Source organism: Kitasatospora sp. NPDC090308, assembly GCF_044769485.1.
Taxonomy (GTDB): Bacteria; Actinomycetota; Actinomycetes; order Streptomycetales; family Streptomycetaceae; genus Kitasatospora; species Kitasatospora fiedleri.
In genome coordinates, this window is record NZ_JBIVXY010000003.1 from 402,897 (window position 1) to 426,109 (window position 23,213).

Here is a 23,213-nt window from a genome sequence, read left to right on the forward strand (position 1 = left end):
ACCGGGGGATGAGAACCGGGGGATGAGAACCGGGGACGAGGACGGGCGGACGGTCGGCCCGGAGGGGAGCCGACCGTCCGCCCGTTTCCGCGTGCTGATGTGCCGTCAGGTGCCGTGCACCGAGACCTCGTTGACCGAGTATCCCCACTGGGTCGCCCGGGCCGTCCCGTGGAAGCGGACGTAGCGGGCGGACGTCGGGGCGAAGGCCGCGGTGTCCAGACCGCCGTCGCCCGCCGCGGTCGACCAGGCGGTGTGCCAGGTGGTGCCGTCGGTGGAGAGCTCGATCCGGTAGGACCGCGCGTACGCCCGCTCCCAGTCCAGGGTGACCCGGTCGACGGTGCGGACGGCGCCCAGGTCGAGGCGCAGCCACTGGTCGTCGCTCCAGTCACTGGCCCAGCGGGTGGCGCGGTCGCCGTCCACGGCGCGGCCGGGCTGGTACGAGGTGAACGGGCTCCACTCCGCGGAGCTGGCCGAGGCCGCCGCGCCGGTGGCCAACTCCCTTCCGGCGGTGTGCCGTTCGGTGGCCCGCCAGGTGTCCAGGTAGGACTCGGCGCCCTTCATCAGGTCGTCCACCACGCCCTGCCCGCCGGAGAGCCGGATCTGCTCGATCCAGTCCGGCAGCAGCCCGGCGTGCGCCAGGCCGTCCGTGTTGACGTCCCAGGTCCGCTCGCCGGTCACCTGGCGGTCCAGCAGCGAGCCGCCGTCGGCCGAACGGAACGGGTACACCACGGCATCGGGCGCGTCCGGGCCGACCGGGCCGGGCCAGCCGCCGACGCCGTTCAGGTCGCTGCCGTAGCCGTAGCCGACCCCGTACCGCTCGCGCAGCGCCTTCGTCCGGTTCGCCTCGGCGACGAAGGCGGTCGCGTCGTGCGGGTACTGGGCGGCGAACCCGCCCAGCCGGTACAGGCGTTCGGTCCAGTCGAGGTCCATCCAGCTGTGGCTGGAGAGCACCCCCGGGTAGCCCCTGGACTCCAGGAGCTCGAAGGCGCTGCGGGCCGCCTTGACGCTCATGTGGTCGACCTCCAGCATCATGTGGCGCTTCACCATGCCGTCGATCGCGTACGCGCCCAGCTCGGTCAGGCCGCGGGTGTTGCACTGCGCGGCGGCCGCGTAGGCGGGCACGCTCACCCCGGCCGGCAGCAGCGCGTCCGCCTGCGCGGTGGGCAGGCCGATCGGGTTGTCGCGCTGCGGGCCGGTGCACTGCTCGGTCGCCCAGAAGGTGCCGGTGGACAGGAACTGCCCGGCGTTGACGGCCACCCCGGTGGTGCCCTCGTCGAAGCGCACCCCGCACAGCGCGTTGTCGAACTTGTGGCACAGGAACATGCTGCGCACGCCCAGCGCGTACAACTCGTCCAGGCCGCGGTCGATCGCCGCCCGGTCGCACTGCGGCACGTCCAGGACCTGCTTGCAGCCGAACGGCTCCGAGGTCTCCACCCCGAGCACCACGGCCAGCTTGCCCTGCGCGACGACCTGGCGGGCCTGCTCGGAGTCGGTGACGATGCGGAACCAGCCCTTGCCGGGGCCGCCGTACATCCGGTCGACGTAGTCCTGGAGCCGGTACGACTTCTGCGCCTCGGTGCGGATGGCCGCCATCTCGTCGCAGGGGCGGTCCTTGTACGGGTAGATCGAGCAGAGCAGCCCGTTGGTCACCAGGTCGTCGACCAGCACGCGCTCGCCGCCGCGCCAGGCCCGCTCCACCCAGGCGTAGTAGTCCTGCTGGTGGCTGAGCGAGTCGTGGGCGGGCCAGTCGGCGAAGGTCGGCCAGCCCACCGGGTCGTGGTGGCCGTCCGCGCCGCCGGTGACGTTCTCGAACAGGGCGAGCGAACCGTCCGGGTAGTGCTCGGGGCAGTCCTTCAACGCGTCCGCGGCGCCCTGCTCGGAGAACGCGGAGCCGCAGATCACCCGGCCGCCGAAGCCCTCGGCGGACATCAGGTGGTTGTGCGCGTCGACGAACCCGCGGACGGCGCCGTCGGGGCCGGTGCCGCGGAACGGTTCGCCGGTCACGTCGATCCGCGAGTCCGGGACGGGTCTGGCGGTGGGGTCCCACCACCCGCCGGCGGCTCCGGCGGCGGGGCCGGGCGCGGCGCCGGTGACGAGGGCGGCGGCGAGCAGCAGCGGCGGCAGCAGTCGGGCGAGGACGTTCCTGGCGCGGTGGTTCCGGTTCCCGGTCATGGACACCTCTCGGCTCGGGGGAGGCGGCGGCGGGGGAGTGGGCCCCCACCCGGGTGCGGTCTCCCGAGAATCCCGAGCGCCTGACGGGCCGTCAAGCCGTCCGACCGGATTCACCGATCGCCTCGGGACGGGGTGCGGAGCTTGCGCAGGCACCTGATGCCGCCGATGGACGGAGGCCGGGAACGGCCGCGCCCTACAATCGTGCGGAAGGCGAAGCGCCGGGCCGGGGTTCCGGCACCGGCGCGAGGGAGGGGTCGGGATGTTCGGTTCGAGTAAGAAGCTCAACGATCTGGTGGCGCAGCTCAGACCCGACCTGAGCCGGGAGTCGCTCGGCGTCGGGCCCGACTTCCCGGGCATCGCCCCGAACCCGCTCCTGAGCCGGGACGCACGGAAGCGCACCGCGGAACTGCGGACGGGGGTGCTCGCGCTCGGCGTTCTCGTCGACTGGCGGGAGGTCAGCAGCGACGGCAGCCCGCGCGTGGTCCTGATGCTCGACGTGGACACCGCCGAGGGCACCTCGTTCCGCGGTATCGCCGACGAGGACCTCACGATCACCGAGCTCACCCGACTCGCCCCGGGACAGACGCTGCCCGTGCGCTACCGGCCGGCCGTCATGGACCACTACGTCGCCCTCGCCCGGGACGCGGACCCCGCCCACGTGCAGCGGCTCTCCGACGAGATCGCCGGCCGCAGGCGGAACTGAGCCGGAGCCCGCCCGCGCCGCGAGGCGAGCCGCGGCCACCGTCGTGCGGCAGCGGCGCCCACCGACCGGCACCGGACGCGCGTCGGGCCCGGCCCCGTGGGGAGGGGCGGGCCCGGAGGTGCGAAGGCGGTGCCGGTCCGTCAGTGCCGCGCGGGGCGGCGGGGGCGGGCCGGCGGTACGACTTCTATGGAGCGGGCAAGGAGCCGAACGGACATCAGTTCTCCTGGGAGGGAAGGGCGCCGCGTGGGACTGCGGCGCTGCCCGAAACCGTAGGGTGATCGGACGAACGCCGGTGCGGGGCGCGCCGCCGACGTCCCGCGGGTCGCCCGAAGGGCCGAGAGACCGGTGGCCCGGTCGGTCGATGCGGCCACCGGCTACCGCCCGGTACGGTCGGGTCATGACCACCGCTCTCATCACCGGCGCCACCGCCGGCATCGGCGCCGCCTACGCCAACCGCCTGGCCCGCGACGGCCGCGACCTGGTGCTGGTCGCCCGCGACGGCGACCGCCTCGCCGCCACCGCCGCCGAACTCACCGCCCGCCACGGCGTCCAGGTCGAGACGCTCTCCGCCGACCTCGCCACCGAGGCCGGCATCGAAGCCGTCGAGGACCGGCTGCGCGACGCCTCCCGCCCCGTCGACCTGCTGGTCAACAACGCGGGCTTCGGCCACCGCGGCACCTACCTGGACGTCCCCGTGCAGGACGAGCTCGACATGCTGAAGGTCCACATCGAGGCGGTGCTGCGGCTCACCACGGCCGCCGTCCCCGGCATGCGCGAGCGCGGCTTCGGCGCGGTCGTCAACGTCGCCTCGGTGGCCGCGTTCCTGCCCCGCGGCACCTACGGCGCGACCAAGGCCTGGGTCGTCAACTTCACCCTCGGCATCGCCCGCGACCTGGCCGGCAGCGGCGTCCGCCTGCAGGCCCTCTGCCCCGGCTTCACCCGCACCGAATTCCACCAACGCGCCGGCATGGGCACCTCCTCCATCCCCGCCTGGGGCTGGCTCACCGCCGACCGCGTCGTCGACGCCTCCCTGCGCGACCTCGCCCGCAACCGCCCGCTCTGCGTCCCCAGCAAGCGCTACAAGGCCGCCGTCACCGCCGCCCGACTCCTGCCGCCCGGCGGCCTCGGCAAGATCTCCAACACAGCGGGACGCGACTACGGCAAGAAGCCCTGACGGGAGGCTGCCATCGGGCGGCTGGGGTGCGTTCTCCGGCACGGCGGGGCGTGGCTGCGGCAGGAAACCCTGGCCGGGCGGCGGGGGACGGGGGAGGGGCTGCCGTCCGGCGGCCTCGGCGAGATTTTCCATACTGCGGGGCCTGACTACGGCAAGAAGCCCTGACGAGGGCGGGGGAGGGTCGTTGCCGTGGCTGCGGCAAGAAGGCCCTGGCAGGGTGCCGGGGGACGGGGCACGCCCTGACGGGGGGCTGCCGTCGGGCGGCTGGGGTGCGTTCTCCGACGGCGGGGGAGGCCCTGGCCGGGCGGCGGGGGACAGGGACAGGGACAGGCGGCTGCGGTGCGTTCTCCGGTGCCGCGAGGTGTGACTACGGCGAGGCGTAGCCGCTGCCGCCGTTCCCTGCGGGCCCGGTTCCGGCTCCGCCGTCCGTGACGGGTTCGCCGTGGTGCAGGAGCGGCAGTCCCCGTCCCGCGTGCCGGGCGGCGAGTGCCTGGCGGACCCGGCGGGCGGTGTACGGGGCGAGGCCGGGGTGGGTGTCGAAGTCGTCGGGGTGGACCCACTCGTACCCGGCGACCTCGTCCGCCGCGGCCGTGGGCACCCGGAGCGCCGCCGCTCGCTCAGGGGTGAGGACGCCCGCGTCGAAGACGAAGTTGACGCCCTCCGCGGCGCCGGAGGCGGGGTCCGCGGGCACCTGGTCGACGGCCAGCAGGACCCCCGGCTCCAGGTGCAGGCCGGTCTCCTCCCACCACTCCCGGCGGGCCGCCGCGTCGAACCACTCGCCCGGGTGAGCCGCCCCGCCCGGCAGGATCAGGCCCTTGCCGTACCCGGTCCGGACGAACAGCACCCGCCCGTGCCCGTCCCGGACCAGGCCCAGGCAGCCCGCCCGACGTCGCGGGTGCCGGTCCTCCGGGACCTCCGGAAACCCCTGCTGCGTCATGCGCGTCGCCCCCTCGGTACGTGCCGGTGGCGGCCGGACCGCCCGCGCGGCGGGCACGGACGCCTCTCGGAGAGGATTGTCCACACCGACCGGCCGGACGCCAGAGGGCGTCGCCTTCCGCGTCCGCAATCCTCGGGTCGGCTGCCCTCGCGTCCGCCGCCTCCCGAATCTGCTGTCCTCACGTCGGCTCTCCTCGTACCGGCTGCCCCCGGCTCCGCCGTCCCCGCGTCCGCCACCCTTGCGTCCGCCGCGTCCACCACCCCGCGCGGGTCGTCTCTGTGTTGGCCGTCCCTGAGCCCGCCTCCCCGGCTCCGCCGTCCCCGTACTGGCTGTGCCCTCGGGCTCGTCGCCCCGGCTCCACCGTTCCAGGGCCCGTCGTCCCCTGGCTCCGCCGCCCTCTCACCGTCCCCCGCGTCCGCCGTCCCCGCGCCGACGGTCCCTGGCTCCGCCGTCCCCGTACCGGCTGCCCCCTGGCTCGTCGCCCCGCTCCGCCGCCCCCGCCGGCCGCCCCCGGCGCCGTTGCCGGGAATGCCGAGAAGTTTAGGTTTGCTAATGATGAGCAAGGCTCGTTAAACTCGTCCCGTCCCGCCCGCCGACCCCCAGGAGGCCCCGTGCGACCGAACCGGATCGACTGGACACCGCCCGAAGGGCAGTCGAAGCAGCCCGCCGAGGTGCGGCGCATCCTGCGGCTGTTCCGGCCCTACGCCGGGCGGCTGGGGGTGGTGGGGCTGCTGGTGGCGGCCTCCGCCGTGGTGTCGGTGGTGACGCCGTTCCTGTTGCGGGCGGTGCTGGACACCGCGATACCGCAGGGGCGGACCGGTCTGCTCAGTCTGCTCGCGCTCGGGATGATCGCCGCCTCGGTGGTCACCAGCGTGCTGAACGTGCTCCAGACGCTGATCTCCACCACCGTCGGCCAGCGCGTCATGCACGACCTGCGCACCTCCGTCTACCGGCACCTCCAGCGGATGTCGCTGGCGTTCTTCACCCGCACCCGCACCGGCGAGGTGCAGTCCCGGATCGCCAACGACATCGGCGGCATGCAGGCCACCGTCACCGGCACCGCCACCTCCCTGGTGTCGAACCTGACCGCGGTGGTCGCCAGCGTGGTCGCGATGGTCGCGCTCGACTGGCGGCTGACGATCGTCTCGCTGCTACTGCTCCCGGTGTTCGTCTGGATCAGCCGCCGGGTCGGCCGGGAGCGCAAGAAGATCACCGGCGAGCGGCAGCGCCAGCTCGCCGAACTGTCCTCCGCCGTGCAGGAGTCGCTGTCGGTCAGCGGCATCCTGCTCGGCCGCACGATGGGCCGCTCCGGCTCGCTGACCCGCGAGTTCGCCGAGCGCTCGGACGAGCTCGCCGAGCTGGAGGTGCGCTCCAGCATGGCCGGGCGGTGGCGGATGTCCACCATCGGGATCGTGATGGCCGCGATGCCCGCGCTGATCTACTGGGCGGCCGGCCTGGCCTCCGCCGCCGGGGCGCCGATCGTCTCGCTGGGCACCCTGGTCGCCTTCGTCTCGCTCCAGCAGGGCCTGTTCCGGCCGACCATCGGCCTGCTCTCCACCGGCGTGGACGTGCAGACCTCGCTCGCCCTGTTCCAGCGGATCTTCGAGTACCTCGACCTGCCGGTGGACATCGAGGAACCGGAGCACCCCGTCCGCCTGGAGCGCGTCCGCGGCGACGTCCGCTTCGAGGACGTCGAGTTCCACTACCGCCCCGACCAGGACCGCCCCACCCTGACCGGCATCGACCTGACCGTCCCGGCCGGCGGCTCGCTCGCCGTGGTCGGCGAGACCGGCTCCGGCAAGTCCACCCTCTCCTACCTGGTGCCGCGGCTGTACGACGCCACCGGCGGCCGGGTCCTGATCGACGGGGTGGACGTGCGCGAGCTGTCCTTCGAGACGCTCGCCCGGGCGGTCGGCGTGGTCTCCCAGGAGACCTACCTGTTCCACGCCTCGGTCGCCGACAACCTGCGCTTCGCCAAACCGGACGCCACCGACGCCGAACTGGTCCGGGCCGCCCGGGCCGCCCAGATCCACGACATGATCGCCGCCCTCCCCGACGGCTACGACACCATGGTCGGCGAACGCGGCTACCGCTTCTCCGGCGGTGAGAAGCAGCGCCTGGCGATCGCCCGCACCGTGCTGCGCAACCCGCCGATCCTGATCCTGGACGAGGCCACCAGCGCCCTCGACAACCAGACCGAGCACGCCGTCCAGCAGGCCCTGGACGCGCTCGCCGCCGGCCGCACCACCATCACCATCGCGCACCGGCTCTCCACCGTCCGCGACGCCGGGCAGATCGCCGTCCTCGACCACGGCGAGATCGCCGAACTCGGCACCCACGACGAACTGCTGGCCCGCGACGGCCGCTACGCCGCCCTGCTCAACCGGGAGGCGCTGCCGGTACCGGCCGCCTGACGCCGCCGGGCCGCCGCCCGCGGCCAGGACCGCCGGCCGCCCGACGCGCACCGGCCCGGGGCGCGCACGCACCCCGGGCCGGTCGGTGGCCGGTCGTGGCCGGTCGGTCAGCCGCGGAAGTTGGCCGGGCGCTCCGGGGAGGCGGCGGCCAGGGCCTCGGTGACGCCCTCGACGCCCGCGCGCAGGCCGTAGACCGGCGTCTCGGGCTGCTGGCGCCAGGAGTCGTCGATGCCGCCGGCGTCGACCGTGTCGAAGCCGAGGGCGTCGATCAGCTCGCGCACCACCTGCTTGGCGGCCGGGTCGTCGCCGGCCACCGGGAGGGCGATCCGCTCGGGGTCGCCGGCCGGGCGGGGCGCGTCCAGGATGTCCTGGGCGTAGGTGCCGTTGAACGCCTTGACCACGGGGTGGCCGAGCTGCCGCTCCACCCAGCGGCTCTCCGTCAGCCCCTCGTCCTCGATGGCGGCGATCCGGCCGTCCCGCTCGCGCGGGTAGTAGTTGTTGGTGTCGAGCAGGACGAAGCCGTCGGCCGCGCCGGCCAGCAGGTCGTCCGGCAGGGCGGGGACGTTCTTCAGCGGGATGGTGACCACGACCAGCTCCGCCCCGGCCGCCGCCTCGCCGACCGGGACGGGCGTCGCGCCGGTCTCGGCCGCCAGGTCCGCCAGGGTCTCGGGGCCGCGCGAGTTGGCCACCGTCACCTGGTGGCCGAGGGCGGTGAGGCGGCGGGTCAGGTTGCCGCCGATGTTGCCCGCTCCGATGATGCCGATCTTCATGGGGTGTGCTCCGTGCTTCTCGGGCCAGTGCCGCGGTTCGGTTCGTGGACGGCTGGGCGCGCCCACGTGGATGCCGAACCGGCGGACCCGGCCGGATGTTCCCGGCCCGGAGAAGTCGTACTGACGGAGGGTCAGGCGGCCTTCGGCGACTCGTTGTACTGCGCGGCCGGCTCCTGCCCGGAGAGCGCCTGGATGGCGGCCATCACCTCGTCGGTGACCTGGCGGCGGGCCTTGGCCGAGCGGGCCTGGCCGTGCAGCTCGTCGAAGTGCAGCGGCTCGCCGAACGTGACGCGGATCTTCCGCAGCCGGGGGATCCGCTTGCCGACCGGCAGGATGTGCTGCGGGCCCTCCAGGGCCACCGGCACCACCGGGACGCCGGCGGTCAGCGCCAGCCAGGCCACGCCGGTCTTGCCGCGGTACAGGCGGCCGTCCAGCGAGCGGGTGCCCTCCGGGTAGATGCCGAAGGCCCGGCCGGAGTTCAGGATCTCCAGGCCCTCGTCCAGCGAGGCGGTGGCGGCCCGGACGCTGCCGCGCTCCACCGGGACGGCGTTGATCACGTGGGTGAAGAAGAACCGGGAGACCGCGCCCTTGACGCCCTTGCCGGTGAAGTACTCGGCCTTGGCCAGGAAGAACACCTGGCGCGGCGCGGCCAGCGGGATCACCACGCTGTCCACGAACGACAGGTGGTTGCTCGCCAGGATCACCCCGCCCTTGCGCGGCACGTTCTCCAGGCCCTCGATCGTCGGCCGGTAGAGGGCCTTGGCGAGCGGCTTGAGCACGAGCTTGGTGACGAGGTCGATCACGGTGTGGCCCTCCCTGGCCGGACAAACGGTACGGCCGGGGGACGTCCCCGGCCGGGGTCTCGCCGCGGGGCGAGGCGCGCGGCTCGGAGCAGGGCCGAACCGCGCGGGTACCGAACCACTGGGTAACGGACCGCAGACTACGACATGCACCCCGAGGTCCGTCCACATTCCGTGCGGCGGTGGCGCTGCGATCCTCGTCACGACCGCCTGTCGGTCACCCGCCGTCCCGCATGGTGAGACGGCGGGACGGCGAGACGGCGGGGTGCGCGGCGCGCGCGGGGCGGGCGGTCAGGACCGGAGCGGGAAGATCCGGCTGACCACCCGCTCGGCGGCCCGGCCGTCGTCCCACGGGCAGAACCGCTCGCGGAAGCGCCGCCGGGCCTCCGGCTCCGGGTCGCCGGCCAGCAGCGCCCCGGTGAGCGCCTCCTGGTCGGTGGTGACCGCGCCGGGCGGCTCCTTCATCAGGTCGAAGTAGACGCCGCGGACCTCCTGGTACTCCTCCCAGTCGGGGGCGTACACGGCGATCGGCCGGTCCAGCACCGCGTAGTCGAACATCATCGAGGAGTAGTCGGTGACCAGGACGTCCGCGGCCAGGTAGAGGTCCTCCACCGACGGGTGGTCGGAGGCGTCCAGCAGGGTCGCCGCGCCGGGGCCGGTGGTCAGGTCGCCCGCGCCGCCGTCGTGGAAGTAGTGGGTGCGCACCAGCACCGTCCAGCCGGGGCCGAGCCGTTCGGCCAGCGCGGGCAGGTCGAGCAGCGGCAGGTAGCCGCCGCGGGACTCGCGGTGGGTCGGCGCGTACAGCACGGTGCGCTGCCCGTCGGCGATGCCCAGCGCGCGGCGGGCGTCGACGCACTGCTCGGGGGTGGCCAGGGCGAGCCGGTCGTTGCGCGGGTAGCCGGTGTCCAGGATCTGGTAGGTGCCGGGGAAGGCGCGGGCGAAGTGCCTGCTGGTGTGCGGGTTGGGCGAGACCAGGTAGTCCCAGCGCCCGACCACCTCGCGCAGCCGGTCGAAGTCCATCCCGTCGGCCGCCAGCGGCCGGTCCACCAGGTCCATGCCCATCGCCTTCAGCGGCGTGCCGTGCTGGGTCTGCACGTGCACGGTGCCGGTCCGCTTGGTCATGGTGTGCGGGAAGTTCACGTTGTTGACGAAGTACTTGGCGGTGGCCATCGCCTTCAGGTAGGCGGGGGTGTTGACGATCACGTACGGCACCCCGGCGGGCAGCGTGGCGGCCCGCTCGGCGTTCTCCACCACCCACACCCCGTGCACCTGCGGGGCCAGCTCCCTGGCCTTGGCGTAGATCGCCGCCGGGTTGCAGGCGTACCCGCGGTGCCAGTACGCCGCGTACACCGCCAGGTTCTCGTCGATCGGCAGCCGCTTGAACGCGTTGTACGCGGTGAACCGGGCCCCGCTGCGGACCACCTTCTTCACCCCGGGCGCCACCGACCGGGTGCCGCGCTTGACCGCGCCGGGCAGCCGGCCGCCGCGGCGCAGCTCGGCGTAGGCGCGCCGGGAGCCGCGGGCGGCCAGCCGGTACTGGACGCCGCGCACGCCGGACGGGTAGCGGTAGCCGGCCGGGCGGTGCCTGGCGAAGTGGTCGGTGATCCGGGCGAAGAACTCGGCGCGCAGCTCGGCGGGCACCAGGCCGGGGGTGTCGTAGACGGTGAGCGCCTGCTTGACGGTGCGGTCGAAGACCAGGGTGCGCAGGGCGTCCGCGCGCTCGTTCCGGTCCAGGAAGGCGAAGATCGCGTCGTACTGGGCGAAGGCGTCGGCGTGCTTGGGGGAGGCGGTGGCGGTGATCGCGCCGGGGCGCCCGCGCCGGTAGTTGTAGCAGGGGCGGTCGAGGTAGAGCAGCCGGTCGGCGGCGAGCAGCAGCGGGTAGGTGACCGAGATGTCCTCGTAGTGGCCGCGGCCGAAGCGCACGTCCAGGCCGAGCAGGTACTCCCGGCGCATCACCTTGTTCCACACCGCGAGCACCGCGTTGAACAGCGCCGGGTGCTCGGCGGCGGTGCAGCCGGAGACCAGCGGGGAGCCGGCCAGCACCTTGCGCCAGGGGTTCGGCTCCCGGCCGCCGTCGGGGTAGACGTGGGTGAAGTCGGTGAGCAGCACGTCGGCGGGCAGCTCGCGGGCCGTCTCGGCGCGCAGTTCGCCGAGGACGGCGTCGATGCTGCCCTCGGGCAGCCAGTCGTCGCTGTCGACGAACCAGACGTAGGTGCCGGTGGCCTCGGCCAGGCCGGCGGTGCGGGCGCCGCCCAGGCCCCGGTTCTCGGCCAGGTGCAGCACCCGCATCCGCGGGTCGCCGGCGGCGTGCGCGTCGAGCAGCGCGCCGCAGCCGTCGGGGGAGCGGTCGTCCACCGCGATCAGCTCGACCTCGCCGGGGGCGGCGCCGTCGGCCCGGAGCGAGTCCAGGCACTGCGGCAGGAAGCGTTCCACGCCGTGAACGGGCAGGACGATGCTGAGCAGAGGTGGCACGTGCGTTCACTCCGCGAAGGGAAGGAGGGTGGCTGCCGGCGGGTCGCCCGGTACGGACACTCTACCGAGCGGGACTGGGCGCTCCCTGGGAGCGGGGCGGCTGCGGGCCCGGGCCGGTGGCGCTCCGCGCCGGGCCGCGGCACCCCGGGCGCAGGTGGTCGGGGTGACCGGGGTGTCGCGGACGGCGGGGAAACGCGACCGCCGGTGCCGCGCCGTACCAGCGGCGGCACCGGCAGCCCGGTTGGCGATCCGACCGACCCTCAACGGTCGACCGCCGGTCCGTCCACCACAGGGGAGCCGGGCCGCCGCAGCGTCGAGACGGCCTGACAGTGACTCACCGTGGTGTCGGAAGCATAACGGGATGGTCGGGTGATTCGTTCATACTCGAAATCACCCGACCGGGGATGGGTGGGTGTTCCCCGCTATCCCGTGTCGATACAGATATTGCTTGGAGGTTTCGGCCACGTCAATCCCTCGTATGTGTTCAATTTCTGAACACAGGATGTCCTGCGCGCGGGGACGCCGTGTGCGGAGCATTGCCCGGCCCGCGGGCCGCTCCTATATTGACGCCACGTCTCACAAGTGGGGGGTACACCGAGGATGGCCGCCACACCGCCCGTACGACCGGCCAGCCCGCTCCTCAAGGCCCTCCTGCTCGGTCCGCTCGCCCTCGCCGCCGGCTGGGCCTTCCTGGTCCTGTGGCCCGCCGCCGGCGCCACCGGCGACCTGTTCGCCTGGACGATGTCGCCCGTCACCGCCGTCCTGCTCGGCTCCGCCCACGGCGGCGCCGCCGCCATGCTGGCCCTTGCCACCCGGGCCCGCTGCTGGGCCGAGGTCCGGGTGGCCACCGCCGCCGGCTGCCTGCTGATGCTGCTGATGCTCGCCACCACCCTGGCCGGCCGCCGCGACCTCCACCTGGACGGCGGCCCGCTGCTCGGCTTCCTGGCCGCCTGGGGCTGGCTCGCCGTCCACCTCGCCGCCCCGCCGGCCGGCCTGGCCGCCCTCGTCGCCCAGCTGCGCACCCCCGGCCCGGCCCCCGCCCGCACCCCCCGGCTGCCCTGGTGGGTGGCCGCCCCGATGGTCGGCGCGGGCGCCCTGCTCGCCCTGCTCGGCCTCGTCCTCGTGCTGCGCCCCGACCGGCTCGCCGCGCACTGGCCCTGGACCGCCCGCCCGATCGACGTGCGCGCCCTCGGCGCCTGGACCCTCGCCTTCGGCGCCGGTCTGGCGGCGGCCTCCCGCGAGTGCGACCTGCGCCGGGTCCGCGGCGGGATGGCCGCCATGGTGCTCACCGGACTGCTCGGGCTGACCGGCCTGGTCCGCTACGGCGCCCGGGTCTCCTGGCACCAGCCCGGCGGCTGGATCGCCGTGCTGGTCCTCACCGCGCTGCTCGGCCTCGGCCTGTGCGGCTACGGCGTCTCCGCCCTGATCGACCCGCCGCCCGGCGCCGGACCGCGGCGCGAGCGGGAGGAGTTCGGGGAGGTCGAGGAGGCCGAACTGCGCTGACCCGGGGCCGGAGCGGCCGTCCGCGCGCCCGGCGCACCCACCACGCCCCGGCACGCCCCGGCAACGCCCCGGGCCGCCGCAGGGCCTGACGCCCGCTCAGGGCTTGGATGGTGCACCATCAACCGATGCGCAGTCGTGACCGAGACCACCGGCCCCTGGTGAAGCGTCAGTTCCGTTCGCACGGTACGGTGGCGGAACACCAGGACGGTTGTGTGAAGGCCGTCGTAGCCGGATAGTCTTCGCCTCACGGCCCTGGCGCCTCGTAGGGGTGGGAAACAGATGGAACAGATGCAAGTGCGGCCGCGGCCCCGGGTGCCCGCGATCCAGTGCGGTGTCGGCACGACCGGCCGCCGGATCGACCGACACCTGTCCGTCCTCGGCGCGCCCGCGCTCCCGGTGGTGGACACGGCGGAAGCGCTCGGCCTGATAAGGGAACTGACGCCGCGCGGGCCCAGCGCCCCCGCGGCCGCCGCCTCGCCGCGCCGCAGCGCCCGGGTCTCCCTGATGGCCCCGCTGCGCCGCCTCAAGCGGAGCCTCTTCGGCAGCCGGGGCTGACCCGGCGGTCCGGACGCGCGAGCGCCCGGACCGGTCGACGGGCCGCCCGCTGCCACGACCCGACGGACGGGGAGTCCGTCGGGCCTTCGGCGTCCCCGGGCGCGGTCCGGCCCGGTGGCCGGACCGGCCCGGCGCGCGGTGGCGGTGCACTGGCGCGCCCTGGCGGGCCCCTGGCGGTCGGGTGGCGTTCGGCCGGCGCCCCTACGGGGTCCGCACCAAGATCGGCCAGGATGGCCCCATGTCCGACACCTTCCACACCCAGACCCTCGACGTCGCCACCGGCCGGGACGAGGTCGCCCTCGACGTCACCGACCGCTGCCACGCCTTCCTCAGAGAAGTCGCGGACGGCCGCGACGGACTGCTCAACGTCTTCGTCCCGCACGCCACCGCGGGCATCGCCGTGATCGAGACCGGTTCCGGCAGCGACGACGACCTGCTCGCCGTGCTGCGCGAACTGCTCCCCCCGGACGACCGCTGGGAGCACCGGCACGGCAGCCCGGGCCACGGCCGCGACCACGTCCTGCCCGGCCTGGTCGCCCCGCACGCCACGCTGCCCGTGATCGGCGGCCGGATGGCGCTGGGCACCTGGCAGTCCGTCGTCCTGATCGACACCAACCGCGACAACCCGCAGCGCAAGCTCCGGCTCTCCTTCCTCGGCTGACCCCCGCCCGCTCCCGACAGCCGGGCCCGCCGGGTGGGGCGGGGGCCCGGCCGGGCGGGGCCGTACCCTTGGACGCATGGGAGAACCCGCAGCGGACCGGCGGCAGCCGTCGTCCTCGCCGCAGCCGTCGCCGCAGTCCTCACAGCAGCAGTCCTCACGGCAGCAGTCCCGGGAGCCGTCGCAGCAGCCGGAGGACCGGGTCTGCGAGGTGTCCGCCGACCCCGGGCAGGCGCTGCGCGGACTGCGCCCGGGCGGTGCGGGGGAGCGGGCCGCGTGCGTGCTGTGCGGCGAGCCGACCGAGTACCCGGCCGACGCGTCCGGCAGCCCGCTGTGCCCCGTCTGCACCTGGCAGCAGGCCCAGCGCGCCGCCTGCTCCGGCTGACGTGACGCCGGCCCCCGGCGCGGGGCGGCTGGCGCGGCCGCACGCCACCCTCGCCTACTCCACCACCGGCCCCCGCCACGGCCCGCTCGCCGTGCACGCGCACGGGGCGCTCTCCAGCCGGGCGCACGAACGGCGCGCCGGGCTGTTCGACTGGACGGCCGTCACCGCGACGCACCGGCTGGCCCGGTACGACGCGCGCGGCCACGGCGAATCCACCGGCCGGGCCGTCCCCGCCGACTACCACTACCCCGTGCTCGCGGACGACCTGCTGGCGCTCTGCGACCACCTCTCGCCCGACGCGCCCGTCACCGGCTTCGGCGCCTCGATGGGCACGGCCACCGTGCTGTGGGCCGCGCTCGCCCGCCCCGAGCGCTTCGACCGCCTGGTGCTGGCCGTCCCCGCCGTCGCCTGGGCGGCCCGGGAGCCCCGGCGCAGCGGGCTGCGGGCCGCCGCCACCCTGGTCGAGCGGCGCGGCCGGGGCGCGCTGGACGCCGCCGCGAAACTCTCCGGCCCGCCCGCCGTCCTCGCCCAAGCCCCGCAGTACACCACCGAGTTCGACCTCGCCGAACCCCTCCTCCCGGCCGCCCTGCGCGCCGCCGCCGCCTCCGACCTCCCCATCCCCGAGACCCTGCGCGCCCTCCCCCACCCCACCCTCCTGCTCGCCTGGGACACCGACCCGCTCCACCCCCTCACCACCGCCCGCACCCTCGCCGCCCACCTCCCGAACGCCCGCCTGCACGTCGCGGACACCCTCGCCGACGTACGGAGTTGGGACCGGCTGGCGGCCGACTTCCTGGCGGAAGGAGGGCGGCGGCACGGGAACGATCCAGGTGCCGGGGCCTGAACCGGACTGGGAGGAGGCGCCCGCCCACCGGGGCGGCAAGCGCGATCCGGCCTTCCGGCAGAGCCTGCTGGAGCACGCGCTCGGTACCTGCCGGGTGATCGCCGGCCTGCGGGTGCCCCCGAACCCCTCGCCACCCGCCTGCGACTGACCGTGGAGGAGGGCTGGGACGGCCTCGGGCGCGCCAGAGCCGCCGCGTTCGTGATCGAGCGCACCCGCTCAGGCCCGAGCCGGAGCGACGGCGGCACCTGCGCCTTCGTCCCCGCCGACCGCGCCGTCGTCGAGGGCGGCTTCGCGCATGCCAACGGCTGGACCGGCTGGACCGGCTGGACCGGCTGAGCGGGCTGCTCCGGGCGCGGCGTCCGGGCGGGGTCAGGCGTTCTCGCGGGTGGTGTGGTGGACGGTCGAGCCGGTGCGGTGCTTGCGGACCAGGAGTTGGGCGGGGATGCGGGTGCGGAGGTCGGCGACGTGGCTGACGATGCCGACGGCGCGGTCGCGTTCGCGGAGGGAGTCGAGGACGTCCATGACCTCTTCGAGGGCGTTCTCGTCGAGGGTGCCGAAGCCCTCGTCGATGAAGAGGGTGTCCAGGGGCATGCCGCCGGCCTCGTCGGTGACGACGTCGGCGAGGCCCAGGGCGAGGGCCAGGGAGGCGAAGAAGGACTCGCCGCCGGAGAGGGTGGCGGTGTCGCGCTCGCGGCCGGTCCAGGCGTCGACCACGTGCAGGGAGAGGCCGGAGCGGCGGTTGCCGGAGACCAGGCCGTCGCTGTGGACCAGGGTGTAGCGGCCGCCGGACATCCGGAGCAGGCGCCGGCTGGCGGCGGCGGCGACCTGCTCCAGCCGGGCGGCCAGCACGTAGGACTCCAGGCGCATCCGCAGGGCGTTCTCGGCGGGGGCGCCGGCCAGCAGGGCGGAGAGCCGGCTGATCCGGGCGTGGGCGTCCAGGACGGGGGCGAGTTCGGTGGCCAGCGCGGCCAGTTCGCGGCCGATCCGGGCCAGGTCGGCGACCCGGCGGCGGGCCTGGTCGTGGGCGGAGTGCGCGCGGGCGAGGAGTTCGTCGGCGCGGGCGGCGGCGGCCCGGGCGGGTTCGGCGTCGGCGGGCGGGAGTTCGGCGGCGGCGCGCAGGGCGGGGTCGGCGAGCTGGGCTGCGGCGAGTTCGAGGTCGGCATCGAGCTGCTTGAACTTCCCGCGCAGCACGTCGAGTTCGTACGGGGGCAGGACGGCGGCGTCCAGCGCGGCCAGGTCGGCGAAGCCCGCGGCGCGGGCGGCGCGGCGCAGCGCCTCGGTGCTCTCGTCGCGGTGGGCGCGGGCGGCGGCGGTGGCCCGGGTGGCGTCCAGCAGGGCGGTGGTGGCGGTGGACAGCGCGGTGACGGCGGCGGTGCGGGCGGCCACCGACGGGGCGTCCCCGCGGACGGTGGCGAGCCGTTCCTCCAGGGTGGCGAGTTCGGCGGCCAGCGCGCCGAGTTGGCCGGTCAGGCGGGCGCTCTGCTCGCCGGCCTGGCGGAGCTGTTCGCGGTGGGCCGCGCCGTCCCGCTCGAGTCGTTCGAGCTGCTGGCCGAGCGGCAGCCAGCGTTCCGCCGCGTGCAGGAGCGCGTTCCGGCGGCTGGTCAACGCGTGGATGCCGGAGGTGAGTTCGTCCACGGTGTGGCCGCCGGCGGCGGCCTCGGCGGCGGCGGCCGCCGCGGTCAGGGCGCTCAGGTGCCGGGCGGCGGCGGCGAGTTCGTCCTCGGCGGCGTGCTGGGCGGCGCGGGCGCGGCGCTCGTCCCCGGCGGTGACCTGGTCGGCGGAGGGCTCGGCGGGGGCCGGGTGCGCGGGCGAGCCGCAGACCCGGCAGGGGGCGCCGGGGGCCAGGGCGGCGGCCAACTCGGCGGCCATGCCGGTGAGTCGGCGTTCCTGGAGGTCGAGGGTGCGCTGCCGGGCGGCCTGGGCGGCGTCGGTCAGGGCGCGGACCCGGTCCTCGGCTCCGGTGCGGTCCGCCAGCAGCCGCAGGTGCCGGTCGGCGGACTTCCGCTGCTCGGTCAGCTCCTGGTGCCGGGCGTCGAGCTGGTCGAGCCCGGCGCGGGCCTCGCGGGCCGCCTCGCGGTCCTGCTGGAGGCGTTCGTGCCGGTTCTCGAAGTCGTCCAGCCAGCGGCGGGAGTCGGCCGCGAGGTCGTCCGCGCCGTCCCGTCGGCGGGTCAGTTCGGCGCGCTCGGCGAGCAGCGCGCGGTAGCGGGTCTCGTCGGCCCCGGCGGCCTCCAGTCGGCCCACCTCGGCGCGCAGCACCCCTTCGGCGGCGCGCAGTTCGTCGACGGTGCCGAGCGGGCCGGACCAGCCGGCGGCGGAGGCGCGGGCGGCCAGCTCGGCGCGGCGGGCGGCCTCCTCGGCCTCGGCGCGCTCCAGTGCGGCCAGCGCGGCGCGGTGCGGGGCGCGCAGCGGGGCCGGGGCCTCGGCGGCCAGCGCGGCCTCCAGCCGGGCCCGTTCGGGGGCCGAGCGGGCGGCCAGGTCGGTGAGCCGCAGGCGTTCCCGCTGGGCCAGCCGGTGCCGCGACTGCCGTTCGGCCAGGGCGTTCTGCCGCTCCAGCCGGGTGCGGGCCGCGGCCCGTCCGGCCTCGGCGGCGGCCAGCCGCAGCGCGGCGGACTCGGCCCGCTCGGCGGCGGTGACGCGGAGCATCGCCGCCCAGGCCAGCACCTCGCCGACCGGGGCGTCCTCGCCGGGGCGGTGCGCGGCGGTGTCCCAGCCGGGCCCGGCCAGCGGCCCGGCGGCCTCCTCGGCGCGGGCGGCCAGGGCGTGCAGCCGCTGCCGCCCGCCCTGCACCTCGCGTTCGTGGCGCAGCCGCAACTCGGCCGTCCAGCGCTCCAGTTGCTCGAACCGGCCGGTGTCGAAGAGCCGGCCCAGCAGGTCGGCGCGCTGCTTGGAGTCGGCCCGCAGGAAGCGCGCGAAGTCGCCCTGCGGGAGCAGCACGACCTGGCAGAACTGCTCCCGGCTCATGCCCAGCAGCCGGGTCAGCTCCTCGCCGGCCTCCTGGTGCGAGCGGCTGACCGCGACCCAGCCCGGCTCGCCCGCCCCGGCGTCGGCGGCCCACTCGCGCAGCAGGGTCTGCGCCTTCTCCGGGGTCAGGCCGGTGCCGCGCTTCTTGGGCCGCCACTGCTCGGGGCTGCGGGTGATCTCCAGCCGCCGCCCGCCGAGCGTCGCCTCCAGCACCACCTCGGTGCGCACGCCCGGTGCGGCGTGGTCGCTGCGCACCCCGTTGCTCCGGCGGGTGCCGGGCAGTTCGCCGTACAGCGCGTAGCAGACCGCGTCCAGCACGCTGCTCTTGCCCGCGCCGGTGGCGCCGCGCAGCAGGAACAGGCCGGCGGCGGAGAGCAGGTCGAAGTCGATCCGCTCGGTGCCCGCGAACGGGCCGAAGGCGGTGACGGTGAGCCGGTGCAGCCTCATCGGGTGTGCTCCAAGCGGAGGGGGCGGGGCGTCATCGGGCGCTCTCCTCGGCCCGGCCGGCCGCCGCGCGGCGCACCGACTCCAGGCCCTCCAGCAGCCAGGACTGCTCGTCGCCGTCCAGCTCCCGGCCGGGGCGGACGTGGGCGACGAAGCCCTCCACCACCTCCTGGTCGGTGCGCCCGCGCACCCGCTGCGCGTAAGAGGTCCGGGCGGCCCGCTCGCCGCCCTCCGGTTCGAAGAGCAGTTGCAGGGTGTGCGGGAAGCGGGCCCGCAGCCGCTCCATCGCGTCGGCCGGGCGGACCGGGTCGGTCAGGGTGGCCTGCACCCAGCGGTCGACGGCGTACGCGTACGTCTCGGCGGCCAGCAGCTCGTCCAGCCGGCCCCGCAGCCGGGCGAGGCGGCGCGGCACCGGGCAGGGCACCCGGCGGGCCTCGACGGCGCCCGCCGCGTCCAGCTCGACCAGCCACATCGACTTCTCGTGCGCCGTCTCGGAGAAGGAGTACGCCAGCGGGGAGCCGGAGTAGCGCAGGTGCGGGGCGAGGGTCTGGCAGCCGTGCAGGTGGCCGAGCGCCGCGTAGTGCACGCCGTCGAACACCGCGGCGGGGACGGACTCCACCCCGCCGACCGCGATGTCGCGCTCGCTGTCGCTGGCCGCGCCGCCGGTGACGAAGGCGTGCGCCAGGACCACCGCGCGGGTGCCCGCGGGGCGGGCGGCCAGGTCGGCGCGGACCCGGTCCATCGCCGCGGCCAGCACCTGCTCGTGGCCGCCCCGGGCCAGCCCCAGCCGTTCGCGCACCAGGGCGGGCTCCAGGTAGGGCAGCCCGTAGACCGCCACCGGCCCGTGCGCGTCGGCGAGCAGCACCGGCTCGGCCAGCGCGCCGGGGTCGGTGCGCAGGTGGATGCCGGCCCGGTCGATCAGCCGGGACGCGACGCCCAGCCGCCGGGCCGAGTCGTGGTTGCCGGAGATGAACACCGTCGGCACGCCCAGCTCGGCCAGTCGCCACAGCACCTCGTCGAAGAGCGCCACCGCCTCCAGCCCGGGCAGCGCCCGGTCGTAGACGTCCCCCGCGACCAGCACCGCGTCCACCCGCTCGGCCGCCGCGGTCGCCACCAGGTGCTCCAGGAACACCCGCTGGGCCTCGTGCAGGCTCTCCCGGTGGAAGGACCGCCCCAGGTGCCAGTCCGAGGTGTGCAGCAGTCTCACGCCGACGCTCCCCGCAGCATGTCCCGTCACTCCTCGTCGATTCGGTGGTCCGGTCCGGCCGAGTACGAGTATCACAGGTGGCGGACAGCGCTCCGGGCGCGCGGCGGTGCGGGCGGTGACCCGGGTGGCGGCCGGGACTGTTCATCGGTCGGGTGTTCGGGGAAGATCATCAGGTGGTGCCGCGGGCCTACCGGGAGAGCGGAGGGAGTGGGATGGGCATCGAGTACAGCCCGGAGATCTCCGAACTGCTCGGGCGGGTGCGGCGCCGGCCGAACGCGGGGTGGCCGTGGCGGCCGGCGGAGGCGGTGCCGGCCGGGCTGCCGGTGAAGCAGTCCTGGGGGTGGCTGTTCGCGCCGGACGGGCGGGTGCTGACGCTGGTGAACCCGCGCGACGGGGTGGTCAGCCTGCCGGGCGGCTCGCTGGAGCCGGAGGACGCGGGGGACCCGGGGCGGGCGCTGGCCCGGGAGGCGGCGGAGGAGGCGCAGGCGCTGATCGGCGGGCCGGTCTACCTCGGCTACCTGTACGACCGGGTGGGGTCGGCCAACGGCGGGCACGAGTGCGCGCGGGTGCGGATGGCGGCGGCGCTGCTGGGGGCGGGGCCCTCGGCGCCCGACCCGGCGTCGGGGCGGCACTACCGGCGGCTGCTGGTGGCGCCGGGCCTCGCGGTGGAGCTGCTCGGCTGGGGTCTGCCGGGGCTGCGGCAGGCGCGGGCGGCGGTGGCGGCGGCCGCCGCCCGGTGGGGGGTGCCGGTGCGGGCGGACGAGACGATCGAGGAGCTGCCGGCCGCGGGCTGCCGACTGCGCTGAGCCCCGCCGCGCCCCCGCCGTTCCCCGGCCGCTCCCCGGTCGTCCCCCGCCGGGCGGGTCCGGCGGTCCGACCGGACGTCAAGCACCCTTTCCGATGGTGCGATCACCCGCTGATGGTATTTCCGCAGCCCAGGTCAGGGGTGGGTCTGCGCGCGTAGCTCCCCGTTGGGGCGGCATTCCGTGAACGTTCGTCAACTTCTTTGGCATGAGCGCTTCCCCCCGGACCTACCGACTGGTATCCAATGTGTGGCCTGCGTCACTCATGGAGGATCAGATGTCTCGCGTCCGTGCCGTTTCCGTCGCCCTCACCGCGGCGGCCCTGTCCCTCACCACCCTCGCCGCCGCCACCGAGGCGAACGCCGCCGGCGTGCGCTACGCCGCGCTCGGCGACTCCTACTCGGCCGGCGTCGGCTCCGGCAGCTACACCAGCGAGAGCGGCAGTTGCAGCCGCAGCACCAAGGCGTACCCGTACCTGTGGAACGCCGCGCACGCGCCCACCTCGTTCTCGTTCGTGGCCTGTTCGGGGGCCAGGACCGACGACGTGATCGCCAACCAACTGGGCGTCCTGAACACCTCGACCACCCTGGTCTCGATCACCATCGGCGGCAACGACGCGGGCTTCGCCTCCACCATGCAGACCTGCGTGCTGAACAGCGAGAGCTCCTGCCTGAGCGCCGTCAACACGGCCAAGAGCTACGCCACCAACACCCTGCCGGGCAAGCTCACCAACCTGTACGGGCAGATCAAGTCGAAGGCGCCCAACGCGAAGGTCGTGGTGCTGGGCTACCCGCACCTGTACAAGGTGCCCGGCAGCTGCATCCTCGGGATCTCGGACACCAAGCGGACCGCGATCAACGGCGCGGCGGACACCCTGGACACGGTCATCGCCAAGCAGGCGGCGAACGCCGGGTTCACCTTCAAGGACGTCCGGACGGTCTTCGCCGAGCACGAGATCTGCGGCTCCTCGACCCAGTGGCTGAACAGCACCGCGCTGCCGATCAGCGACAGCTACCACCCGAACGCGAGCGGCCAGGCCGGCGGCTACCTGCCGTCGTTCAGCGCCGCGGCCTGACGCACCGGCGGTAGGCGGCAGCCCGTCCGGGGGGACGGACGACCGGTGGCCGGGCTCGTGGAAGGAGCCCGGCCACCGGCGTTCCCGGGGCGGCGCTCAGCGCAGGTGGTCGCCGAGCGCGGCGGGCCGCAGACCGGCCTGCCCTGCCGCGTCCAGCGCGCGCCGGAGGTCGTCGGCCAGGGTGTCGGTGAAGTGCATGATGATCACGTCGCCGGGCTGGAGCGGGCCGCCGTGGTAGACGTTCGCGGCGCCCGAGGTGAAGTCGGCGGTCGCGGTCAGCACGTGCGCCATGCCGCAGTTGGCGGCGGCCTGGAGGGTGTCGTCGTCGAAGGCGAAGTAGGGCGGCCGGAAGACCGTCGGGACGGTGCCGTAGCGCGCGGTGACCGCGTCCCGGGCGTCGCAGATCTCGGCCTGCTGCTCGGCCGGGGAGAGCGTGGTCAGGTCGCGGTGCGAGACGCCGTGGTCCTGGATCGAGGAGCCGGGCGCGGCGGTGACCCGGCGGAAGTAGTCCGGCTCGAAGCCCTCCGGCATCGGCAGCGGGAAGGCGGTCACCGGCAGCGCGCGGTCGGCGATCAGCCGGGCCGCCTCCGGGGTGCGGGTCCAGCCGTCGTCGACGGTCAGGAAGACGACCTCGTCGTCGGTCGGCACGTTCCAGGTGGCGGGCGCGGGCGCCGGGCGGTCGCCGGTGACCGCCACGTCGTCCACCGCGACCGGGCCCTGGCCGTACCAGCCGTGCACGTACAGCTGCACCGAGGTGGTGGCCGGGCCGGTGGTGAAGCCGGTCGACAGCCGCTGCCAGCCGTCCCCGGTGGACGCCGTCCAGGCCGGGGCGACGTCGTGGCCGGTGCCGGTGGCGCCGAGGAAGGCGTACGAGCCGTGCACCCAGGCGCGGTACGTGTAGGAGGTGTTCGGGCGCACCGCCAGGGTCTGGGTGCACTGGCCGGTGGAGTCGCCGGCGGCGGGGGTGATCACCAGGGCGGCGGTGCCGGTGCGGGCGGCGGTGGTGAGCGCGCCCTCGCCGGGCGCGCAGTGCCAGCCGGGGACCGAGCCCCAGTCGGCCAGCGGCAGGGTGGGGATCTCGAAGCCGGGGTTGGTGGCCAGGTTCGGCGCGGGGGCCGGGGCGTCCGCGTGCGCGGCCGGGACGGTGGCGGCGGAGGCCAGCGCGGCGGTGGCGGCGAGCGCCGCGAGACGGCGACGGGCGGAACTGAGCACGGGTCAACTCCAGTGTGGGGGACGGGCGGAGGGGTGAACCCCGGAGGGGCGGGGATCGGGTGGGGGTCCTGCCGTACCAGGCCGGTGCACACAATGGACTGGACCAATCCCGGCGGTCAAGCGG

The 23,213-nt window shown here is 75.4% G+C and carries 20 protein-coding genes; 12 read left to right on the plus strand and 8 right to left on the minus strand.

The genetic code is table 11. The features are described from left to right. Window positions 1–105 precede the first annotated feature (105 nt). Window positions 106–2,172, minus strand: a complete 2,067-nt coding sequence (locus ACIQVD_RS09335) for a discoidin domain-containing protein (protein WP_402287300.1) — start codon at window positions 2,170–2,172, stop codon at window positions 106–108. A gap of 259 nt (window positions 2,173–2,431) precedes the next feature. On the opposite strand from ACIQVD_RS09335, the gene ACIQVD_RS09340 reads away from it, so the two are divergent. Both ACIQVD_RS09340 and ACIQVD_RS09345 read left to right on the plus strand, forming a co-directional pair. Beyond that, the gene (locus tag ACIQVD_RS09340; RefSeq protein WP_402287302.1) at window positions 2,432–2,875 is read left to right on the plus strand and encodes a hypothetical protein; all 444 of its coding nucleotides are present in this window, start codon (window positions 2,432–2,434) and stop codon (window positions 2,873–2,875) included. Window positions 2,876–3,272: 397 nt separating this feature from the next. Then, entirely contained in the window at window positions 3,273–4,049 is a 777-nt protein-coding gene (locus ACIQVD_RS09345; protein WP_111556056.1) for an SDR family oxidoreductase, read from the plus strand. 367 nt (window positions 4,050–4,416) lie between these two features. Here ACIQVD_RS09345 and ACIQVD_RS09350 read toward each other — a convergent pair whose 3' ends face one another. Next, complete coding sequence (locus ACIQVD_RS09350) at window positions 4,417–4,986, minus strand: NUDIX domain-containing protein (RefSeq protein WP_402287304.1); 570 nt, start codon at window positions 4,984–4,986, stop codon at window positions 4,417–4,419. A gap of 611 nt (window positions 4,987–5,597) precedes the next feature. On the opposite strand from ACIQVD_RS09350, the gene ACIQVD_RS09355 reads away from it, so the two are divergent. After that, the gene (locus ACIQVD_RS09355; RefSeq protein WP_400678975.1) at window positions 5,598–7,400 is read left to right on the plus strand and encodes an ABC transporter ATP-binding protein; all 1,803 of its coding nucleotides are present in this window, start codon (window positions 5,598–5,600) and stop codon (window positions 7,398–7,400) included. A 107-nt stretch (window positions 7,401–7,507) separates the two neighbouring features. On the opposite strand, the gene ACIQVD_RS09360 is transcribed toward ACIQVD_RS09355, so the two are convergent. The 3 genes from ACIQVD_RS09360 to ACIQVD_RS09370 all read right to left on the minus strand — a co-directional run bounded on the left by ACIQVD_RS09360 (window position 7,508) and on the right by ACIQVD_RS09370 (window position 11,442). Beyond that, window positions 7,508–8,236 carry an NADPH-dependent F420 reductase gene (locus tag ACIQVD_RS09360; RefSeq protein ID WP_402287306.1) on the minus strand — a complete coding sequence of 243 codons (729 nt, stop codon included), beginning with the start codon at window positions 8,234–8,236 and terminating at the stop codon, window positions 7,508–7,510. 65 nt (window positions 8,237–8,301) lie between these two features. Continuing rightward, complete coding sequence (locus tag ACIQVD_RS09365) at window positions 8,302–8,973, minus strand: lysophospholipid acyltransferase family protein (RefSeq protein WP_402287308.1); 672 nt, start codon at window positions 8,971–8,973, stop codon at window positions 8,302–8,304. 288 nt (window positions 8,974–9,261) lie between these two features. After that, a complete protein-coding gene (locus ACIQVD_RS09370; RefSeq protein WP_402287310.1) occupies window positions 9,262–11,442 on the minus strand; it encodes a CDP-glycerol glycerophosphotransferase family protein in 2,181 nt (726 codons plus the stop codon). A 600-nt stretch (window positions 11,443–12,042) separates the two neighbouring features. Between ACIQVD_RS09370 and ACIQVD_RS09375 the strand changes: the two genes are divergently transcribed. From ACIQVD_RS09375 to ACIQVD_RS09405, 7 genes are all read left to right on the plus strand, one after another. After that, complete coding sequence (locus ACIQVD_RS09375; protein ID WP_400678979.1) at window positions 12,043–12,945, plus strand: hypothetical protein; 903 nt, start codon at window positions 12,043–12,045, stop codon at window positions 12,943–12,945. A gap of 279 nt (window positions 12,946–13,224) precedes the next feature. Continuing rightward, complete coding sequence (locus ACIQVD_RS09380) at window positions 13,225–13,500, plus strand: hypothetical protein (RefSeq protein ID WP_100839567.1); 276 nt, start codon at window positions 13,225–13,227, stop codon at window positions 13,498–13,500. A 238-nt stretch (window positions 13,501–13,738) separates the two neighbouring features. After that, the gene (locus ACIQVD_RS09385) at window positions 13,739–14,161 is read left to right on the plus strand and encodes a secondary thiamine-phosphate synthase enzyme YjbQ (protein WP_100839566.1); all 423 of its coding nucleotides are present in this window, start codon (window positions 13,739–13,741) and stop codon (window positions 14,159–14,161) included. 76 nt (window positions 14,162–14,237) lie between these two features. Further along, window positions 14,238–14,543, plus strand: a complete 306-nt coding sequence (locus ACIQVD_RS09390) for a hypothetical protein (protein ID WP_402287755.1) — start codon at window positions 14,238–14,240, stop codon at window positions 14,541–14,543. Window position 14,544: 1 nt separating this feature from the next. Further along, window positions 14,545–15,387, plus strand: coding sequence for an alpha/beta fold hydrolase (locus ACIQVD_RS09395; protein WP_402287314.1), 843 nt, complete (start codon window positions 14,545–14,547; stop codon window positions 15,385–15,387). Continuing rightward, window positions 15,374–15,535 (plus strand): hypothetical protein, encoded by a 162-nt coding sequence (locus tag ACIQVD_RS09400; protein WP_402287316.1) that lies wholly within the window; start codon window positions 15,374–15,376, stop codon window positions 15,533–15,535. Before ACIQVD_RS09395 ends, ACIQVD_RS09400 begins: the two co-directional genes overlap by 14 nt. A 2-nt stretch (window positions 15,536–15,537) precedes the next feature. Further along, on the plus strand, window positions 15,538–15,723 hold the full coding sequence (locus ACIQVD_RS09405) for a hypothetical protein (protein ID WP_402287318.1): 186 nt from the start codon (window positions 15,538–15,540) through the stop codon (window positions 15,721–15,723). A 33-nt stretch (window positions 15,724–15,756) separates the two neighbouring features. On the opposite strand, the gene ACIQVD_RS09410 is transcribed toward ACIQVD_RS09405, so the two are convergent. After that, on the minus strand, window positions 15,757–18,795 hold the full coding sequence (locus ACIQVD_RS09410; protein WP_402287320.1) for an AAA family ATPase: 3,039 nt from the start codon (window positions 18,793–18,795) through the stop codon (window positions 15,757–15,759). 31 nt (window positions 18,796–18,826) lie between these two features. Beyond that, window positions 18,827–19,999, minus strand: a complete 1,173-nt coding sequence (locus ACIQVD_RS09415; protein ID WP_400678985.1) for an exonuclease SbcCD subunit D — start codon at window positions 19,997–19,999, stop codon at window positions 18,827–18,829. Between the two features lie 212 nt (window positions 20,000–20,211). On the opposite strand from ACIQVD_RS09415, the gene ACIQVD_RS09420 reads away from it, so the two are divergent. Together ACIQVD_RS09420 and ACIQVD_RS09425 are read left to right on the plus strand one after the other, a co-directional pair. Further along, a complete protein-coding gene (locus ACIQVD_RS09420; protein WP_400678987.1) occupies window positions 20,212–20,805 on the plus strand; it encodes a hypothetical protein in 594 nt (197 codons plus the stop codon). Window positions 20,806–21,079: 274 nt separating this feature from the next. Further along, entirely contained in the window at window positions 21,080–21,877 is a 798-nt protein-coding gene (locus ACIQVD_RS09425) for an SGNH/GDSL hydrolase family protein (RefSeq protein WP_400678988.1), read from the plus strand. A gap of 96 nt (window positions 21,878–21,973) precedes the next feature. Here the strand turns inward: ACIQVD_RS09425 and ACIQVD_RS09430 are convergent, their stop codons facing one another. Further along, window positions 21,974–23,089 carry a polysaccharide deacetylase family protein gene (locus ACIQVD_RS09430; protein ID WP_400678990.1) on the minus strand — a complete coding sequence of 372 codons (1,116 nt, stop codon included), beginning with the start codon at window positions 23,087–23,089 and terminating at the stop codon, window positions 21,974–21,976. Between the last annotated feature and the right edge of the window lie 124 nt (window positions 23,090–23,213).

Bases quoted from the DNA above. Each gene is read 5' to 3' on its own strand.
- ACIQVD_RS09340 (WP_402287302.1), top strand. From the start codon at position 2,432: ATGTTCGGTTCGAGTAAGAAGCTCAACGATCTGGTGGCGCAGCTCAGA.
- ACIQVD_RS09380 (WP_100839567.1), top strand. From the start codon at position 13,225: ATGGAACAGATGCAAGTGCGGCCGCGGCCCCGGGTGCCCGCGATCCAG.
- ACIQVD_RS09425 (WP_400678988.1), top strand. From the start codon at position 21,080: ATGTCTCGCGTCCGTGCCGTTTCCGTCGCCCTCACCGCGGCGGCCCTG.
- ACIQVD_RS09375 (WP_400678979.1), top strand. From the start codon at position 12,043: ATGGCCGCCACACCGCCCGTACGACCGGCCAGCCCGCTCCTCAAGGCC.
- ACIQVD_RS09385 (WP_100839566.1), top strand. From the start codon at position 13,739: ATGTCCGACACCTTCCACACCCAGACCCTCGACGTCGCCACCGGCCGG.
- ACIQVD_RS09420 (WP_400678987.1), top strand. From the start codon at position 20,212: ATGGGCATCGAGTACAGCCCGGAGATCTCCGAACTGCTCGGGCGGGTG.
- ACIQVD_RS09345 (WP_111556056.1), top strand. From the start codon at position 3,273: ATGACCACCGCTCTCATCACCGGCGCCACCGCCGGCATCGGCGCCGCC.
- ACIQVD_RS09350 (WP_402287304.1), bottom strand. From the start codon at position 4,986: ATGACGCAGCAGGGGTTTCCGGAGGTCCCGGAGGACCGGCACCCGCGA.
- ACIQVD_RS09410 (WP_402287320.1), bottom strand. From the start codon at position 18,795: ATGAGGCTGCACCGGCTCACCGTCACCGCCTTCGGCCCGTTCGCGGGC.
- ACIQVD_RS09335 (WP_402287300.1), bottom strand. From the start codon at position 2,172: ATGACCGGGAACCGGAACCACCGCGCCAGGAACGTCCTCGCCCGACTG.
- ACIQVD_RS09390 (WP_402287755.1), top strand. From the start codon at position 14,238: ATGGGAGAACCCGCAGCGGACCGGCGGCAGCCGTCGTCCTCGCCGCAG.